Annotated in this window: 12 protein-coding genes and 1 pseudogene; 10 read left to right on the forward strand and 3 right to left on the reverse strand. The window is 66.4% G+C overall.

Annotated features, from left to right (window positions below; translation table 11 throughout):
* The 6 genes and pseudogenes from EBS11_RS19990 to EBS11_RS20015 form a co-directional block, all read left to right on the forward strand.
* A pseudogene (locus EBS11_RS19990) lies at positions 1 to 207 on the forward strand (CpaF family protein); the annotation flags it as partial.
* A gap of 1 nt (position 208) precedes the next feature.
* Positions 209 to 1,168 (forward strand): type II secretion system F family protein, encoded by a 960-nt coding sequence (locus EBS11_RS19995; RefSeq protein ID WP_290605658.1) that lies wholly within the window; start codon positions 209 to 211, stop codon positions 1,166 to 1,168.
* Positions 1,169 to 1,193: 25 nt separating this feature from the next.
* On the forward strand, positions 1,194 to 2,132 hold the full coding sequence (locus EBS11_RS20000) for a type II secretion system F family protein (protein WP_290605659.1): 939 nt from the start codon (positions 1,194 to 1,196) through the stop codon (positions 2,130 to 2,132).
* Entirely contained in the window at positions 2,122 to 2,577 is a 456-nt protein-coding gene (locus tag EBS11_RS20005; RefSeq protein WP_290605661.1) for a TadE/TadG family type IV pilus assembly protein, read from the forward strand. The genes EBS11_RS20000 and EBS11_RS20005 overlap by 11 nt, the downstream gene beginning before the upstream one ends.
* Before the next feature lie 8 nt (positions 2,578 to 2,585).
* The gene (locus EBS11_RS20010; RefSeq protein ID WP_290605663.1) at positions 2,586 to 3,008 is read left to right on the forward strand and encodes a TadE/TadG family type IV pilus assembly protein; all 423 of its coding nucleotides are present in this window, start codon (positions 2,586 to 2,588) and stop codon (positions 3,006 to 3,008) included.
* A gap of 23 nt (positions 3,009 to 3,031) precedes the next feature.
* Positions 3,032 to 4,255 (forward strand): pilus assembly protein TadG-related protein, encoded by a 1,224-nt coding sequence (locus tag EBS11_RS20015; protein ID WP_290605665.1) that lies wholly within the window; start codon positions 3,032 to 3,034, stop codon positions 4,253 to 4,255.
* Between the two features lie 3 nt (positions 4,256 to 4,258).
* Here EBS11_RS20015 and EBS11_RS20020 read toward each other — a convergent pair whose 3' ends face one another.
* The 3 genes from EBS11_RS20020 to hemE form a co-directional block, all read right to left on the reverse strand.
* On the reverse strand, positions 4,259 to 4,954 hold the full coding sequence (locus EBS11_RS20020; protein ID WP_290605667.1) for a response regulator transcription factor: 696 nt from the start codon (positions 4,952 to 4,954) through the stop codon (positions 4,259 to 4,261).
* Positions 4,951 to 6,618 (reverse strand): histidine kinase, encoded by a 1,668-nt coding sequence (locus EBS11_RS20025; RefSeq protein WP_290605669.1) that lies wholly within the window; start codon positions 6,616 to 6,618, stop codon positions 4,951 to 4,953. Before EBS11_RS20025 ends, EBS11_RS20020 begins: the two co-directional genes overlap by 4 nt.
* An 880-nt stretch (positions 6,619 to 7,498) precedes the next feature.
* A complete protein-coding gene (hemE, locus tag EBS11_RS20030) occupies positions 7,499 to 8,584 on the reverse strand; it encodes a uroporphyrinogen decarboxylase (RefSeq protein WP_290605671.1) in 1,086 nt (361 codons plus the stop codon).
* A gap of 199 nt (positions 8,585 to 8,783) precedes the next feature.
* On the opposite strand from hemE, the gene EBS11_RS20035 reads away from it, so the two are divergent.
* The 4 genes from EBS11_RS20035 (at position 8,784) to EBS11_RS20050 (ending at position 17,508) form a co-directional block, all read left to right on the forward strand.
* Positions 8,784 to 10,742: a S9 family peptidase gene (locus EBS11_RS20035; protein ID WP_290605673.1), complete on the forward strand. Its 1,959-nt coding sequence runs from the start codon at positions 8,784 to 8,786 to the stop codon at positions 10,740 to 10,742.
* A complete protein-coding gene (locus EBS11_RS20040; protein WP_290605675.1) occupies positions 10,739 to 14,920 on the forward strand; it encodes a DEAD/DEAH box helicase in 4,182 nt (1,393 codons plus the stop codon). The genes EBS11_RS20035 and EBS11_RS20040 overlap by 4 nt, the downstream gene beginning before the upstream one ends.
* Positions 14,921 to 14,989: 69 nt before the next feature.
* Entirely contained in the window at positions 14,990 to 15,478 is a 489-nt protein-coding gene (locus EBS11_RS20045) for a hypothetical protein (RefSeq protein ID WP_290605677.1), read from the forward strand.
* Positions 15,479 to 15,654: 176 nt separating this feature from the next.
* Entirely contained in the window at positions 15,655 to 17,508 is a 1,854-nt protein-coding gene (locus EBS11_RS20050) for a DUF885 domain-containing protein (RefSeq protein ID WP_290605739.1), read from the forward strand.
* Positions 17,509 to 17,677: the final 169 nt, after the last annotated feature.

The raw sequence follows: 17,677 nt of genomic DNA on the forward strand, positions 1-17,677 counted from the left end.
TCGATCCAGGAAATCACGGGCATGGAAGGCGACATGATCACCATGCAGGAAATCTTCGGCTTCCGCCAGACGGGCGTGGGCGACGGCGGCACCGTGCTGGGCCACTTTTCCTCGACGGGCATTCGCCCCCGTTTCCTCGAACGCCTGCACACCTTCGGCATCACCGTGCCGGCGGGGCTGTTCGAGCCGACGCGGCAGGGACTGTGACATGGCGCAATTATTTCTCTTCGGTACCTTGGTCTTCGCCGCCGCCCTGCTGCTGTCCGCCGGCCTGTACCTGCTGTGGCGGGGCATGCGCAACCGCGCGCCGGGACGCCTGGCGCAGCGCGTGCGCAATGCCAGCGGCGACGCGGGCGGCGGCGCGGTCTTGTCGATCAGCAAGCGGCGCCTGCTGTCGCGCCAGCCCCTGCTGCAGCGGCTGCTGGCAAGGCTGCCGCCGGCGGCCGCCCTGGACCGCCTGCTGCTGCAGGCGGGCAGCACCCGGACCGTGGCGCAGGTGCTGGGCTGGTCGCTGCTGGCCGGCGTGGCCGGCCTGGCCGCCGCTGCCGTGCTGGGCCTGGCGCCGGGCCTGGGCGCGCTGGCGGTCGCCCTGCCCTGCTGGCGGCTGCTGCGCGCGCGCCAGCGCCGCCTGGCCCGCATCGAACAGCAATTGCCGGAAGCGCTGGACCTGATGGGCCGCTCGATGCGCGCCGGCCACGCCTTTCCCACGGCCCTGAAAATGGTCGGCGACGAACTGCGCGCGCCGCTGGGCAGCGAAATGCGCGCCGTCTTCGACGAAGTCAATTTCGGCGTGGCCATGGCCGATGCGCTGGGCAACCTGGCCAGCCGCGTGCCCAGCACCGACTTGCGCTACTTCGTCGTGGCCGTGCTGATCCAGCGCGAAACGGGCGGCAACCTGGCCGAATTGCTGGGGCGCATCAGCGCCATCATCCGCGACAGGCTGACCCTGCTGGGCGAAATCCGCACCTTGTCGGCCGAGGGCCGCATGTCGGCGTGGATTTTGTCGCTGATGCCCTTCGCCGTGGCGCTGATGATGCACCTGAGCAGCCCCGATTTCCTGCGCCTGCTGTACACGGACCCGGGCGGACGCAAGATGCTGACGACGGCCCTCGCCATGATGGGCCTGGGCATCCTGGTGATCCGCAAGGTCACGCGCATCCGCCTGTAACGGCATTTTTTTGGAAGGAAACACCATGACACTGCTGCACCTGCTGTTGCTGGCACTGACGTTCTGCGCCACCCTGGGCCTGATGCTGCTCGTGCTGCGCCCGTTCGGCCCGCCCGCCGTGCAGGCGCGCCTGCAGGCACAGGCCGGCATGGGCGCCGGCGCGCGGCGGGGCGGACGCTGGCTGGCGCGCCTGCTGCGCCTGGCCGTGCCGCTGGGCAAATGGTCGCTGCCCACGGAGAACTGGGAAGCGTCGCCCCTGCGCCAGCGCTTCCTGCACGCGGGCCTGCGCGCGCCCGCCGCGCCGCTGCTGTTCTTCGCCGCCAAGACGGTGCTGGCCGCCAGCTTGCCGGCCCTGCTGTTTTTCCTGCTGCTGCACGCCCGGCCCGGACTGGGCGGCAATGGCCTGCTGCTATGCCTCAGCATGGCCGCCGCCTGCGGCTATTACCTGCCCAACCTGCTGCTCGCGCGCCTGGCGCAGCGCCGCCAGCGCGACATCGTCGAGACCTTTCCCGACGCCCTGGACCTGATGACGGTGTGCGTGGAAGCGGGCCTGGGCATGGACGCGGCGCTGGCCCGGGTGGCCGCCGAGATCGCCCTGAAAAGCACCGTCGTCAGCGAGGAGCTGACCCTGGTCACGCTGGAATTGCGCGCCGGCAGCAACAAGGAAACGGCCCTGCGCAACCTGGCCATGCGCACGGGCGTGGAAGACGTCGACATCCTGGCCACCATGCTGATCCAGGCCGAGCGCTTCGGCACGGGCATCGGCGCCTCGCTGCGCGTGCTGTCGGAACAGCTGCGCACGCGCCGGCGCCAGGGCGCCGAGGAGCAGGCCGCGAAAATCTCGCTCAAGCTCCTGTTTCCATTGATCTTCTTTATCTTTCCCTCGCTGCTGGTGGTGCTCATGGGGCCGGCCATCCTGCAAATCTACCGCCAGCTGCTGCCGGCCATGGCCAATGCGAGCTGAGCCCCGCAGCGTACGGCGCCAGCGCGGCGTGGCGGCCGTCGAACTGGCCCTGCTGATGCCCGTCCTGCTGCTGATCTTCTTCGGCATCGCCGGCCTGGGCCGCGTGTATGTCGTGGACCTGGCGCTGGCCCATGCGGCCCGTGCCGGCATGCAATATGCCCTTGCCAGCAACACGCGCGACGTGGCCCTGATCGCCGCCGCCGCCCGGCGCGACGCCCTGCCCGACCTGCCCGGCATGCCCCTGCCCGCCGTGGCCATCGTGCAACGCTGCGCCGACGGCAGCCCGTACGGCGGCAGCGGCCCGTGCGCGGGCGCCGCCAGCGCGCCGTGGACCTACGTGGAAGTGCATGCCAGCTACCAGCTGGGGGCCGCCTTCGTGCCCCTGCTGCCCGTCTTTTCCCAGCCGCTGCGGCTGCGGCAAAGCGCCGTCGCGCGCCTGCAATGACGATGGCCATGCCTGCCCCCCGCCCCGTGCCGCACGGGCGCCAGCGCGGCGCCTTCGCCGTCGAATTTGGCCTCGTCCTGGGCCTGCTCCTGCTGCTGGCGCTGGCCATCGCCAACCTGGGCCTGGCCGCGTGGAACTACACCACCATCGCGCACGCGAGCCGCGAAGGAGCGCGCTATGGCAGCGTGCTGGGCAACAGCGAAGGACGTTACAGCCGCGAGCAGGCGCGCGCGCTGATCCGCGCCCGCGTGCAGGACCTGGCCGTCGGCCAACGCGTCGACGCCATCGACATCAGCTGGGAAGATGGCGAGAACGCGCCGGGCAAGGTCGTCACGGTGACGACACGCTACCGCTTCCAGCCCGTCACGCCCCTGTTCGGCAAGCGGGGCATCGCCCTGCACAGCTCGGCCAGCATGATGATTTCCAACTAGTTATCCTCTCCTTCAGGCTCCCCATGCGCTTGCTCCCACGCCCCTCCCCCTCCGCCCGCCCGCAACGGGGCAGCATCCCCGTCGCCACCGCCCTGCTGCTGCCCCTGCTGCTGGGTTTTGCCGGCCTGGCCGGCGACAGCGGCAACCTCTACCTGGCCAAGCGGCGCATGCAGACGGCGGCCGACGCGGGCGCCATCTCGGCCGCGCTGGAACTGCGGCGCCAGGCCGGCGTGGCCGACGTGGTTGCGGCCGGCAAGCGGGATGCGGCGCTGAACGGTTTCGCCGCCAGCGGCACGCGCGTGGACACGCCGCCCGTGTCCGGTCCCCATGCGGCGCGCCCCGGCTACGCGGAAGTGCGCCTGGCGCACGCCGTGCCCACGCACTTCATGGGTTTGTTCGGCATCAATACGGTGCAGGTGACGGCGCGCGCGGTGGCGGGCGCGCGGCCCGACGCCACCTGTTTTCTCGCCCTCAACAGCAAGAACGTGGCCGATGCGATGACGGTCACGGGGGCGGGGGAAATTGCCGGTGAGCACTGCTCCATCTTCGTCAACGGCAGCGTGCCCGACACCCTGTCGGCCAGCGGCGCCATGACCATCCGCGCCGACAGCATCGGCGTGCAATCGCCCGCCTACCGGCACGACGGCGGCAGCGCCTTTTTGCCCGCGCCGCAGGTGCGCCAGGCGGCGCGCCAGGACCCGCTGGCGGGCCTGCAGGCGCCCGCCGGCGGTGCCACGCAGGCAAACGGCACGCTGAATGGCGCGGGCACGCACGCGCTGAGCCCGGGCGTGTATCCCGGCGGCATCCATTTATCGGGCGGCATGACGGTCAATTTCCAGCCGGGCATCTATGTGCTCCAGGGCGGCTTCACGGTCGACGGTGCCGTCAACCTGAACGGCAGCGGCGTGGCGTTCTATACGCAGGGTCCCGTGACGATCACGGGCAGCGGCGTGCTCAAGCTGTCGGCGCCCGAGACGGGCGCCATGGCCGGCATCCTGTTCTATGGCGACCGCGCCAGGGTGACGGGCAAGAACGCCATCACGGGCGGCATCAGCGGCGAGCTGGCGGGCACGCTGTACTTCCCGTCCTCGGCCCTGGACCTGGTGGGCAGCGGCGGCCTGAAAGGGCAGCCCTACCTGATGCTGATCGCCGACACGCTGTCCTTTACGGGCGGCATGTTGACGGAGTTCAACAAACCCGTCTACAACGGCGCCTACCAGGGTACGCGCGTGGCCCTCGCCGAATAGGCCTCAGGCGCCAATCTTGTGCCGCGTGGCATACACGTACAGCTCCAGGCGGTTGCTCACGCCCAGCTTGTGATAAATCGAACTGAGGTGGTTGCGCAGGGTGTGCTCGGCGATGAAGGCGCGCTGCGCCAGGTCCTTGTTCAGGGCGCCGTTGCCATCGATGATCATGCCGACGATCTTGCGCTCCTTGGCCGTCAGGCTGGCGATGCGCGCCTCCTCGGGATTGCGCGGCGGCGGCGTCTTGGGCGCGAGCAATTCGCCCAGCAGCGAGCCGAGCAGGGTCTGCTCCAGCCACAGTTCGCCCTGGTGCACCTTGCGGATCACCTGCAGCAGCAGTTCGGCCGGCGCTTCCTTGCCCAGGGCCCCGCGCGCTCCCGCCCGCACGGCCTTGCCCAGCAATTCCTGGCTGCGCGTGCCGCTCAGCACCAGCGCCCGCGCGCCGCCGTCTGCCAGCAGGCGCGGCAGGATATCCGTCGAGCAGGAACCGCCCAGGTCCAGGTCCAGCACGATCACGTGCGGACGCGTGGCCGCCGCCATGGCCAGCGCCGCGTCGGCGTCGCCCGCCGAGCCCACCAGGCACATTTCCGGCGCGCCCTCGATGAGCTTTTCCAGTCCCCACAACATGGTCCTGTGGTCGTCGACCAGCATCACGCGGATGGCGGGCGCGGCGCCCGTCGGCGCGCCGTGGTGCAGGCTCACAGGGGAATCGCAATCTGCAGCGAGGTGCCGCCGTCGCCGGGACGCTTGACCAGCAGGCGCCCGCCCAGCGCGCTGGTGCGCGTGGCGATCGAAGAGGGCGTAAACGGCACGGCGGGCGCGCCGTCGCCCTCGTTTTCGATGAGGATCTGCAGCCAGCCCTGCTCGCAATCGAGTTCGATCGCGCCATGGCGGGCGCGCGTATGCTTGCGGATATTGCTGATGCCCTCGCTGACGATCTGGAACACCTCGGCCGCCAGGCGGTCGCTCACCTCGATGGCGGGCGAGACGCGCAGGGCGATGTCGATGCCATAGAACTGGCGCACCTGCTCCGCCTGGCGCCGCAGGGCCAGCAGCAGTTCCGGCTCCTTGCGCGACTGGCCGCTGTTCAGGCTGCTCACGAAATGGCGCATGTCGCCCACCACCTCGGTGGCCATCGCCAGCAGCTTGTCGAGGTCATCGACGAGGGGATTGTCGGGCGCGGCCGCCTGGCGCACGGCGCTGATGCCGTGGCGCAAGCCGATATACGGCTGCAGGGTACTGTCATGCAAGTCACAGGCAATTTTCTGCCGTTCGCGCTGGCCCGCTTCCGACGCCAGGCGGTCGAGCAGCTCGATGTTTTCCATCATGGGAAACACTTGCGCCACGATATGCTTGAGAAACAAGGCATCGTCCTTGCTGAAACCGTGCCGTGACGACATCAGGTACACGCGGCCCTGGCCTTTGCGCAGGCGCAAGGAAGCGCTGATGAAGGCGCGCGCCTCGAGCAGCTCGACCAGGCGCGCGCCCGCGTCGCCGCCGAAGCGCCGCCACTTGCGGCAGCCGCGGGCCAGCACGCGCGTGCCGCCCAGCCAGGGCCAGCACCGCGCGCTCCCATGCAGCACGCTGTGGTCGGGCGCGAAGGCGAGCAGGGCCGGCATGGCGCTGGCGCTCAGGCGCACGGGAGCGATCGCCGTGCCGGCATTGGCCGCCGTGGCCGTGCGCAGCAGCCATTTGTCGGAATCGCCATCCTGCAGCACGAGGATGCAGCTGCTGGCGCGGAAGAAGACGCGGCTCTTTTCCATCACCGACGACAGCGAATGGTTGACGCCGAAGCGGGGATTGGACAGGCGGCTGACGTCGCGCAGCAGGGCCAGGCGGCGCTTCTGCTGCAAGCCCATGCCGCCCCAGTAGGCGATCAGGTGCCCCAGCGCCAGCAGGAAGCTGGTGCACCACAGCGTGTGCCAGCGCTGCTCGGGCGTCTCGGCCAGCGCCGCCACCAGCAGCAGGGCGGCGGCCGACAGCAGGGTCACGCGCGCGCCTTCGCGAAAGCCGCACTGGAACGAGGCGGCCAGGATGGCGAAGAAGAACAGCAGGAAGACATAGCCGTTGCTGCTGCCGCTGTAATACACGATCAGGCCGAACCAGCCCACGTCATACCAGTAGACGGCCTTGCCGGGCATGCTCGACAGGCGGATCAGCATCAGGGCGAACAGGGCGGCGCTGTGCAGCGCATACGCGCCGCAGACCACCGTGGCCAGGCCGCTCAGGCGCGCATCGCCGCCCGGATTGACGACGCAGATGACGACGGCAAACACGGCCAGCAGCAAACGGATACCGCACACCATGGCAGCGTCGGCGGTATCGCTCGTCAACTGCACGCTGAATGCGTTCTCGTCCTTCACCATACCTCCAGGCTGTGGAATTACGTCGGGGCCGGCGAAGGATGACACGCATCACCGTTCACCATTTAATAAAATTGCCTTCTTTGCAAGTCGCGAGTGTACGCAGGGAACTAGTGTTTGTCTACAGGAAAATACGCACTCCTTTACCCAGGAAAAAAAACCGCCCCAGGGCGGGCGGATGTCTGTGGATAACTTTGTGGACAAAGCAAAATTAACTCCGGGAATAATGTGGATAGAAAATTTTGATCGCCGTCAAGGGGGCACGCAATAAAATTAAATCATTTAAAATCAATGACTTAAAAATAGTGTCCAAGAAGGTGAAAAATCACGGGACTTTCCGCCCTTCTGTGCATAACTGAGCCATACATGCATTTTTTACACAAGAATAGACACAATCTGCATGGCGAAAATCCATGTCTTTCTTGCCACGCGGGGGCAAAATCCCTGTTTGCGGGGCCAGGGCATGGCGGACCCGCTAGCGGCGGGTAAAAATTGTTTAAATATCATGCACTGCAACATGCACCTCAGGTGAAACCTGAACATCGGCGCTAAGTCCCGGTTAACAAAATACTTTTCAATTTTATCCACAGAATCTGTTGATAACTTTGTGGACAATGAACTTATAAGCCTGCCGGGCAACAGAACAACCTTGCCCATCGCGGCAAACCCACGCCTGTGATGCATTTTTTATTTCTTAATAATCAAATACTTGCATGCATTCCCCGGGCATGGCTTTTTGACTGCCTGTTATTTCCGCAGTAAAAAAAATTGTGCATAAGTCGGTATTGCCCCGCAAGCGACAGGCATGAAAAAAGGCAGGCTTCCTGTGGAAAACCTGCCTTGGCTGGCTGCCGGGCGCCGCGCGCCGTGGCGGCGCGCCCGCTTATTGGCCGCTGCGCATGGCGCGGCTCATGGTGTGCACGGCCTCCACCATGGCCGCCACCGATTCGGGCGGCGTGAACTGGGAAATGCCGTGGCCCAGGTTGAAAACGTGGCCCGTGCCGGCAGACGGTGCGCCGAAGGCGTTGAGCACTTTCGCCACTTCAGCGCGGATCTGCTCGGGGCTGGCGAACAGGATGGCGGGGTCGAGGTTGCCCTGCAAGCCCACTTTATGGCCCACCAGCTGGCGCGCGCGCGTGAGGTTGACGGTCCAGTCCAGGCCGACGGCATCGGCGCCGATGTCGGCGATCTGCTCGATCCACTGGCCGCCGCCCTTGGTGAAGACGATGGCGGGGATCTTGACGCCGTCCTTGTCGCGCTTGAGCTGTGCCACCACTTGCTGCATGTAGGCCAGCGAGAATTCCTGGTAGGCACCATCGGCCAGCGCACCGCCCCACGAGTCGAAGATCATCACGGCTTGCGCGCCGGCATCGATCTGCGCATTCAGGTACTGCGCCACGGACGTGGCGTTGATGGCCAGGATGTGGTGCATCAGGTCCGGGCGGTTGTACAGCATCTTCTTGATGGTGTGGAACTCTTTCGAGCCGCCGCCTTCCACCATGTAGCAGGCCAGGGTCCACGGGCTGCCGGAAAAGCCGATCAGCGGCACGCGGCCGTTGAGTTCCGTGCGGATCTGCGTGACGGCCTTGAAAACGTAGTCGAGCGAATCGAGGTCCGGCACCTGCAGCGCCTTGACATCCTGCTCCGTACGCAGCGGACGCTCGAACTTCGGTCCTTCGCCATCGGCGAAATACAGGCCCAGGCCCATGGCGTCGGGCACCGTCAGGATGTCGGAAAACAGGATGGCCGCGTCCAGCGGGAAGCGCTCCAGGGGCTGCAAGGTCACTTCCGTGGCGTAATCGGGATTCTTCGCCAGGCCCAGGAAGGAGCCGGCCCGCTCGCGCGTGGCGCGGTATTCGGGCAGGTAGCGGCCGGCCTGGCGCATCAGCCAGACGGGAGTATGCTCGGTCGGCTGGCGCAGCAGGGCGCGCAGGAAAGTATCGTTCTGGAGCGGAGCAAATTGTGGCATGGAAGGCAATCAATAGCTTGGAGAAGCGGTATTATCGCATCCAATCGCCGCCATTTCATTGATTCCGGTGCGGCTTTGCAGCATTTGCCGTGCACGCCATGGCTTTCACTGCGCCTGCCCTTCCATTATGATGATGCACGCTGCCACGCGCCCTGACCCTGCCTGGCGGCCCTTGATCCCCCCACTACACGGAGCCCGCATGACATCGACCGCATCCAGCCCATCCGCCCTGAGCGCCCCCTACGGCACCTGGCCCTCGCCGATCAGCGCCGCCGTCGTCGCCGCGGGCGCCTCGCCGCTGACGCAGCTGGCCCTGGGCGGCACCGATGGCGGCGACGTGTACTGGCTGGCAGGCCGCGCCAGCGAGGCGGGCCGCAATACCCTGCTGCGCCAGCGCGGCGCGCGCGTCGATGAACTCACGCCGGCGCCCTTCAATGTGCGCACCCGCGTGCATGAATACGGCGGCGGCGCCTACGCCGTCGACGGCGACGACGTGATCTTTTCGCATTTCGCCGACAACCGCCTGTACCGCGTGACGGCAGACGCCGCGCCGGTCCCCTTCACCGCGGGCGGCAACACGCGCCATGCGGACTTCGTCGTCGATGCGGCCCGTGCCCGCCTGGTCGCCGTGCGCGAACAACATCCGCAAGAGGGCCATGCGCATCCGGAAAACAGCCTGGCGGCCGTCGGCTTCGACGGGCGCGAAACGGTGCTGGCGCGCGGCCACGACTTTTATGCGGCGCCGCGTTTGTCGCCGGACGGCAGCCAGCTGGCCTGGATCAGCTGGGACCACCCGCGCCTGCCGTGGCAGGGCACGGAACTGTGGCTGGCCGACGTGCACCCGGACGGCAGCCTCGGTTCGCCGCGCCTGATCGCCGGCGGCGCGCGCGAGTCCATCTGCCAGCCGGAATGGTCGCCGAACGGCTTGCTGCACTTCGTTTCCGACAGCAGCGGCTGGTGGAATCTGTACCGCCTGCACGGCGGCGACATCGAGGCGCTGTGCCCGATGGAAGCGGAATTTGCCACGCCGCACTGGACCTTCGGCGGCAGCATGTACGGTTTCCTGTCCGACGACGAGCTCGTCTGTACCTACATCCAGGCCGGCGTCAGCTACCTGGCCCGGCTGAACGTGGCGGCGGCCAAGCTGGAGCCGATACCCCACCCCTACCAGGAAATCCGCGAACTGCGCGTGGGACCCGGCTTCGTCGCCTTGCTGGGCGGCAGCCCCACCATCGCGCTGGAACTGGCGCGCATCGATCTATCGAACCACGAGCTGGAAGTGCTGGCGCAGTCGATCACGCAATTGCCCGCGCTCGCCTACCTGTCCGTGCCCCGCAGCTTGAGCTTTCCTAGCAGCAATGGCCGCACGGCCCACGCCTTCTTTTATCCGCCGAAAAACGATGACGTGCAGGCGCCGGCCGGCACCTTGCCGCCCGTCATCGTCATCAGCCACGGCGGGCCCACCAGCATGGCCAGCAACACCTTGAAACTGGCTACGCAGTACTGGACCAGCCGCGGCATCGGCGTGCTCGACGTCAACTACGGCGGCAGCAGCGGCTTCGGCCGCGAATACCGCGATGCCTTGCGCGGGCAATGGGGCATCGTCGACGTGGAAGACTGCATCGCCGGCGCGCGCTACCTGGCGGCCAACGGCCTGGCCGACCCCGAGCGCCTGATCGTGCGCGGCGGCAGCGCGGGCGGCCTGACGACCCTGTGCGCCCTGACCTTCCACGACGTCTTCAAGGCGGGCGCCAGCTACTATGGCGTGTCCGACCTGCAAGGCCTGGACAACGATTCGCACAAGTTCGAATCGCGCTACACGGACTACCTGATCGCTTCGCAGCCCGAGGCCGAGGCGCTGTACCGCGAGCGCTCGCCCATCCACCACACGGACAGGCTGTCGCGCCCGATGATCTTCTTCCAGGGCCTCGACGACAAGGTGGTGCCGCCGCAGCAGTCGCAGCTGATGGTCGACGCCCTGCAGGCGCGCGGCGTGCCCGTCGCCTACGTGCCCCTGGAAGGCGAGGGCCACGGCTTCCGCAAGGCGGAAAACATCGCGCGCACGCTGGAAGCGGAACTGTATTTCTACCAGCGCGTGTTCGGCCTGCCCGTGGCGGCCGGCGAGCCGCCCGTGCATATCGCCAACCTGCCTGCATGACGGAAGCGCACGCAGACCAGCACCTGCTGGACGAATTCGCCGCGCTGGAGCGGCACGAGCAGATGATCCTGGCCCTGCTGGCGATCACGGGCGAGCCGGTGGGCAAGCATGCCGTGTACGAGCACTTGCAGCGGGCAAATGTCGTCGAGCCGGACGGCACGCCGTTCAGCCTGCTGACGGTGACGCACATGCTGCAGCGCCTGACGCGGCTGGCACTGGCGTCGGAGATCGTCGGGCGCGGCTTTGCCTGCGAGGCGAAGCTGCGCTGGCCCGCCATGCGCGCCGCCATCGAGCACCTGGTGTTCCGCGACCTGTGCCAGGCGATCGAACTGATCAATCCCGTGCGGCGCAACTGGGATGGCTATGTGGAGCTGCGCAGCTACCGGCAGGGCGTGGCGCGCCTGCGCATCGCCCTCTTGCGCAACGACGAGGTGCGCCACGTGGCCGCCATCCTGGCTGCCTGCATGGCCTGCTATGAAGCGCAGCAGCTGCATCCGCTGATCGAGATTTTCGGCCGCCCGTTCGAGCCGGAAATGTTGTCCTTCGTCATGCCCCAACTGCAGGATGACATCCTCGCCGTGCTGCTGGGCAACGCCCCCCGCGAGCCGGGCACGGCGCACGCCATCCGCGCCTATGCGCGCGCCCACCATGCGCGCCAGGCGGCGGCCGGCGACCACATCGGCGGGGCCCTGCCGCTGGCCCTGGCCGAGGACGCCCTGCTGTGCGGCGAACTCGACACGGCCGCCCGCTACCTGGCGGGCCAGCAGGGGCCGCAGGTGCTGTTTATCGACAGCAGCATCGCCCTGTTGCGCGGCGAACATGCGCACGCCGTGGCGGGCTTCGAGACGGCCCTGAAGGGGCTGCGCAAGGAGGCAGGCAAGCGCAAGCTGTGCTTCACGGGCATCGGCGGCCATTTGTACGTGCTGGCCTTGCTGCGCAGCAATGACGCCAAGCTGCTGAAAAGCGCGGAAACCTACCTCGATATCGCCCTGCACGCGCAGCCGAACCACGACAGCCTCGTCTACCAGCAGCTCAATACCCTGCGCCTGGTGCGCGCCGGCGTGCTGCAGGCGGACGCCATCCCCACGCGCAACTGGGAAACGGCGCTGCAGGCGCAACTGTTCCAGGCCCTGCTGTACTACTGGCTGGCCCTGCCGCAATTGAGCGAACGCAAGCCGCAGCTGCACGCGCTGGTGCAACAGGCGGACGCGGCCGGCTACGAGCTGATCGCGGCGCAGGCGGCCGGCTTGCTGGGCCTCATGGGCGAGCCGCAGCAGGAACGCTACGCCACCTCGAAGCGGGCGCAGCATGGCTTGACGGACATGGCGCCGTGGTTCGAGCGCCAGGAAGCGTGGCAGCGCCAGCTGAGCGCCCTCATCAACCTGCAGCAGAATGCGCCCGCCGAGGCCGCCGGCGGCGTCTCGCGCCTCGTGTGGCTGGTGGCGTTCGACCCGCGCTTCGGCCTGACGGCCGTGGAAGTACGCGAGCAGAAGCGCGATGCGCGCGGCGGCTGGAGCAAGGGCCGCGCCATGGGCCTGAAACGCCTGGCCGAGGAGGCGGGCGACATCGATTTCCTCACGCCGCAGGACGCGCGCGCGGCCGGCAGCATCGCGCCATTCAAACAATACTATTCGTCGGCGCCCCGCTATGAAGTGGAGCTGGACAAGGCCGCCGTGCTGCTCGTCGGCCACCCGCTCGTCTTCTGGCTCGACCACCCCGACACGCGCGTGGAACTGATCGCCGGCGCGCCCGAGCTCCTCATCAAGTCGCACGAGGGGCAGCTGTGGCTGGGCATGCAGCCGCCCCTGCCCGACAACGGCAGCAGTGTCGTGGTGCAGCGCGAGACGCCGACGCGCCTGCGCGTGGTGCACATCCTCGACGAACACCGGCGCATCGGCGCCATCGTGGGCCTGGGCCTGTCCGTGCCCCTGCACGCGGAAAAACAGGTGCTGCAGGCCATCGGCGCCATCTCGTCCATGGTCACCGTGCAGTCGGACATCGGCGGCGGCGCGGGCGACGCGGAAGCCATCACGGCCGACCACCGCCTGCACGTGCACCTGCTGCCATATCAGCAGGGCCTCAAGATGCAGATTCTCGTGCGTCCGCTGCGCGACAACGGCGCCTATTACGCACCGGGCAGCGGCGCCGAAAGCGTGTTTGCCGACGTGGCGGGCCGGGCCGTGCAGGCGCGGCGCGACCTGAACGGGGAACGCGAAGCGCAGCGCCAGCTCATCGGCCGCTGCCTGGTGCTGGAAGAGGCGGAAGAAGAGCACGGCGAGTGGCTGCTGGGCCAGCCTGCGCTGGGCCTGCAGCTGCTGGTGGAACTGCAGGCGCTGGACCCCGCCGGCATGGTCCTGGCCTGGCCCGAGGGCGAAACCATGCGCGTGTCGAAACGCATCGACAGCGGCCAGATGCGCCTGAATATCAAGAGCGAGAAGGACTGGTTTGCCGCCAGCGGCGAAGTGCAGATCGACGAAGACAAGGTGATGGATTTGCGCGCCCTGCTCGACTTGATGCAGAACAATAAAAGCCGCTTCGTGGCCCTGGGCGACAACCAGTTCCTCGCCCTCAGCGACGAATTGCACCGCCGCCTGTCCGAGCTGGCCGCGTATGGCGAAGCGCATGCCGATGGCGTGCACATCCACCCGCTGGCCGCCTTCGCGCTGGAAGAGCTGGCCAACGATGCGGGCGGCGTCAAGGCCGATAAACTGTGGCGCGAACACTTGCTGCGCCTGCGCGCCCTCGACGACTATCAGCCGCAGCTGCCCAGCACCCTGCAGGCGGACTTGCGCGACTACCAGCTGGCCGGCTACGAGTGGCTGGCGCGCCTGGCGCACTGGGGCGTGGGCGCCTGCCTGGCCGACGACATGGGCCTGGGTAAAACCTTGCAGGCGCTGGCGCTGATCCTCGCGCGCGCGCCCAACGGTCCCACCCTCGTCGTCGCGCCCACCTCCGTGTGCCTGAACTGGATCAGCGAGGCCAAGCGCTTCGCGCCCACCCTGAACGTGAAACTGTTCGGCAGCGGCGACCGCGCCGACATGCTGGAAACATTGCAGCCCTTCGACCTGGTGGTGGCCAGCTATGGCTTGCTGCAGCAGGAAGCCCAGCTGTTCGCGGACGTGCGCTGGCATACGATCGTGCTCGACGAAGCGCAGGCCATCAAGAACGGCGCCACCAAGCGCTCGCAAGCCGTGATGGCGCTGCAGGGCGACTTCCGCATGGTGGCCAGTGGCACGCCGCTGGAAAACCACCTGGGCGAATTGTGGAATCTGTTCCGCTTTATTAATCCCGGTTTGCTGGGCACCCTCGACCAGTTTAATTTGCGCTTTGCCGGGCCCATTGAGAAAGATCAGGACAAGCGGGCGGCAGCCGGCGCGCGGCTGCGCCTGCGCCGTTTGATCGCCCCGTTCATCCTGCGCCGCACGAAGACGCAAGTGCTATCGGAGTTGCCATCGCGCACGGAAATCGTGCTGGAAGTGGAACTGTCGCCGCAGGAAACGGCGCTGTACGAATCCCTGCGCCGCGAAGCGCTGGAAAAGCTGGCCATGGTGGAAGGGCCGGCGTCGAAAAAGGCCATCCAGATCCTGGCGGAAATCATGAAGCTGCGCCGCGCCTGCTGCAATCCGCAGCTGGTGGCGCCGGAACTGGGCCTGGCCAGCAGCAAGCTGGCGGCCTTCGCGCAGTTGCTGTCGGGCTTGCTGGAAAACCGCCACAAGGTGCTCGTCTTCAGCCAGTTCGTCGACCATCTGAGCCTCATCCGCCAGCACCTGGAGCAGCATGGCGTGAGTTACCAGTATCTCGATGGCAGCACGCCCATGCAGGAGCGCAAGCGCCGCGTGGACGCCTTCCAGGCGGGCGAAGGCGACGTCTTCCTGATCAGCCTGAAAGCGGGCGGCATGGGCATCAATCTGACGGCGGCCGACTACGTGATCCACATGGACCCGTGGTGGAATCCCGCCGTGGAAGACCAGGCCTCCGACCGTGCCCACCGCATGGGACAGTTGCGTCCCGTCACCATCTATCGCCTGGTGGCCAGGCACACGATCGAGGAAGGCATCGTCGAGTTGCACCAGCACAAGCGCGACCTGGCCGACAGCCTGTTGGAAGGCAGCGACGCGGCCGCGCGCATGTCGGCGGGCGACATGCTGGGCATGCTGCAGGAGGGCTTGAAGCAATGAGATCGAAAAAATAAGCGGCACCGCCGCGTTCCGTGCGATCATCCTTTTTCCCTGTCTTGATGCCTTGCCATGACCGATTACATCGCCACCAGCGCGGGCCAGCGCGCCACCTTCTTGTGCGGCAAATCCTGGACCGCCTATGTCAGCACCTTCCTCATTGCCGTGCTGCTGTTCTTTGCCGCCCTGCCGCTGGCCTTCAAGTACAACACGCGGGCCGCCTTCGTCGTGCTGGTCGGCTCGGCCCTCATCGTCGGCTACCGCCTGCTGACGACGCGCAGCTACCAGCTGTACTACGACGAGGCGGGCGTGTGGCTGGCCTCCGGCATCTTGCCGTGGAAAAAGAAACTCACGGGTGTCAAATGGCGCGACATGGATGAAGCCGTCTACGAGACCAACTTCTGGAGCTGGCTGTTCCAGTCCTATACGGTGCGCGTCAGCCAGCGCTACACGCAGGACATCGAAATCCATGCCACCGGCATGGCGCGCGGCAAGGATGCCGTGGCGGCCCTGAATGCGCGGCACCAGGAGCTGCTGCACGGCAGCGCCATCGTCGTCTAGGCCCCCGCGGCTGGCAGCGCGAGCGCAAAAATCTGCGCAACGGCGGCAATTAGTGCTAATCTTTGGGCCGCCCTGGCAAGCAAAGCCAACCTTTCAATAGTTGTTTGTTGCCTATATTGTCAGTTTATTCTTTCCTGATAATGACAAACAGCCAAATATTCAAGAGATGAACGATGCTGATAAAAAATAAAGTTGCGCTCGCCGCATTGATGATGGCCTTCACGCTGGCACCGGCCAGCGCCGCCAAGAAAACGCACGGCAAGGCCAGCACCAGCAGCAGCAAGAAAAAAACCGTCGCCAAGAAAGCCGCCGTCGCCGGCGCCGCCACGGCAGCCACCGCCGCCGTCGCAGCCAACGAGACCAGCAGCGACCGTGCCATGAATAATCTGGGCAGCCAGTTCCTCACCGCCCTGTGGCGCCAGGACCCGGAAAGCGCGATTGCCGCCGGCAAGTACGACGGCGCCGCCAACCTGACCATTCCGGACGCCGCCAGCCGCCAGAAACAGCTGGCCTTCATCGAGGAGTGGCTGGGCAAGTTCGACAAGCTGAATGCGAGCAAAATGTCGGACAAGCAACGCACCGACCTGGCCTTGCTGACGAACAAACTGCAATCGGACCGCTGGTATTTGACCACCTTCCGCGAATTCGAGTGGAATCCCGCCCAGTACAACGTGGCCGGCACCATCGACTTCATCCTCAATACGGAATACGCGTCGCAGCCGCAGCGCCTGCGCACCTTGCTCAAGCGCATCGCCAGCGTGCCGCAATACTATGTCGCCGCGCGCGCCAGCATCGTCAATCCCACGCGCGAACACACGCAACTGGCCATCGCCCAGAGCGCCGGCGTGCTCAGCGTGCTCGATGACCTGAACAAGACGGCACAGGGCTCCATCCTGACGCCGACGGAAAAACAGCTGTACAACGCCCGCATCACGGCCGCCCGCACGGCCGTGCAAGGCTATGCGGCCTGGCTGACGGAGCAGGATGCCGCGCTGGCGCAGAATGGCAACGCGCGCTCCTTCCGCATCGGCAAGGACCTGTACGAGCAGAAATTTGCCTACGATATCCAGGCCAGCGTGAGCGCCGAGCAGATGTACCAGAAGGCCCTGGCCGCCCGCGAGAAGCTGCTCGAGCACATGGACAGCCTGTCCGACGAACTGTGGGTGAAAACCATGGGCGCCACGGCCAAGCCGGCGGACCGCACGGCGAAGATCGGCATGGTGATCGACAAGCTGTCGAGCAACCACGTGGCCGCCGCCGATTTCGTGCCGGAGATCCGCCGCCAGATCCCGGAATTGCAGGAATGGGTGACCAGCCACAACCTGCTGACCATGGACCCGAAAAAGCCCCTCGTCGTGCGTGAAACGCCCGCCTACCAGCGCGGCGTGGCCGGCGCCAGCATCGAGGCGCCCGGCCCCTACCGTCCGCAGGACCGCACGTATTACAACGTGACGCCGCTCGACGGTGAAACGCCGGAGCAGGCGGAAAGCAGCTTGCGCGAATACAACCACTGGATCTTGCAGATCCTCAACATCCACGAAGCCATCCCAGGCCACTACACGCAGCTCGTGTACGCCAACAAGTCGCCGTCGCTGATCAAGTCCATCTTCGGCAATGGCGCCATGATCGAGGGCTGGGCCGTGTATGGCGAGCGCATGATGCTCGAATCGGGCTACGGCAACAATGCGCCGGAAATGTGGCTGATGTACTCGAAGTGGAACTTGCGCAGCGTCACCAATACGATTCTCGACTACAGCGTACACGTGCTGGGCATGACGGAAGCACAGGCGCTGGACCTGCTGACGCGCCAGGCCTTCCAGACCAAGCGTGAAGCGACGGAAAAATGGCGCCGCGTGCAGCTGAGCTCGGTGCAACTGACCAGCTATTTCAGCGGCTACAGCGAAATCATGGACTTGCGCGAACAGCGCAAGCAAGCCCTGGGCAACAAGTTCGTGCTGAAGGATTTCCATGAGCAATTCCTCAGCTACGGCAGCGCGCCCGTGAAAGTCATCAAGGAATTGATGAATTAAGGGCACGCATCCTCCGCTTGCAAAGGGCGCCGCGGCGCCCTTTTTTTGGCTTTTCCGCCCCCGTTTGCGCCGCCGCAAAGCGCTCCGCCGGCCATGTCCTACGCTGACATGAAGGCAGGCGCCACCGCTCTCCTCACTGGCAATTGCCGATTTTTCTGCTAGGGTGGTA

Source organism: Janthinobacterium sp. (assembly GCF_009923995.1).
In the GTDB taxonomy this organism is placed as follows: domain Bacteria; phylum Pseudomonadota; class Gammaproteobacteria; order Burkholderiales; family Burkholderiaceae_D; genus Janthinobacterium.

Coding starts and splice junctions, on each gene's coding strand:
- EBS11_RS19995 (WP_290605658.1), top strand. CDS start 209: ATGGCGCAATTATTTCTCTTCGGTACCTTGGTCTTCGCCGCCGCCCTG.
- EBS11_RS20000 (WP_290605659.1), top strand. CDS start 1,194: ATGACACTGCTGCACCTGCTGTTGCTGGCACTGACGTTCTGCGCCACC.
- EBS11_RS20005 (WP_290605661.1), top strand. CDS start 2,122: ATGCGAGCTGAGCCCCGCAGCGTACGGCGCCAGCGCGGCGTGGCGGCC.
- EBS11_RS20010 (WP_290605663.1), top strand. CDS start 2,586: ATGCCTGCCCCCCGCCCCGTGCCGCACGGGCGCCAGCGCGGCGCCTTC.
- EBS11_RS20015 (WP_290605665.1), top strand. CDS start 3,032: ATGCGCTTGCTCCCACGCCCCTCCCCCTCCGCCCGCCCGCAACGGGGC.
- EBS11_RS20025 (WP_290605669.1), bottom strand. CDS start 6,618: ATGGTGAAGGACGAGAACGCATTCAGCGTGCAGTTGACGAGCGATACC.
- hemE (WP_290605671.1), bottom strand. CDS start 8,584: ATGCCACAATTTGCTCCGCTCCAGAACGATACTTTCCTGCGCGCCCTG.
- EBS11_RS20035 (WP_290605673.1), top strand. CDS start 8,784: ATGACATCGACCGCATCCAGCCCATCCGCCCTGAGCGCCCCCTACGGC.
- EBS11_RS20040 (WP_290605675.1), top strand. CDS start 10,739: ATGACGGAAGCGCACGCAGACCAGCACCTGCTGGACGAATTCGCCGCG.
- EBS11_RS20045 (WP_290605677.1), top strand. CDS start 14,990: ATGACCGATTACATCGCCACCAGCGCGGGCCAGCGCGCCACCTTCTTG.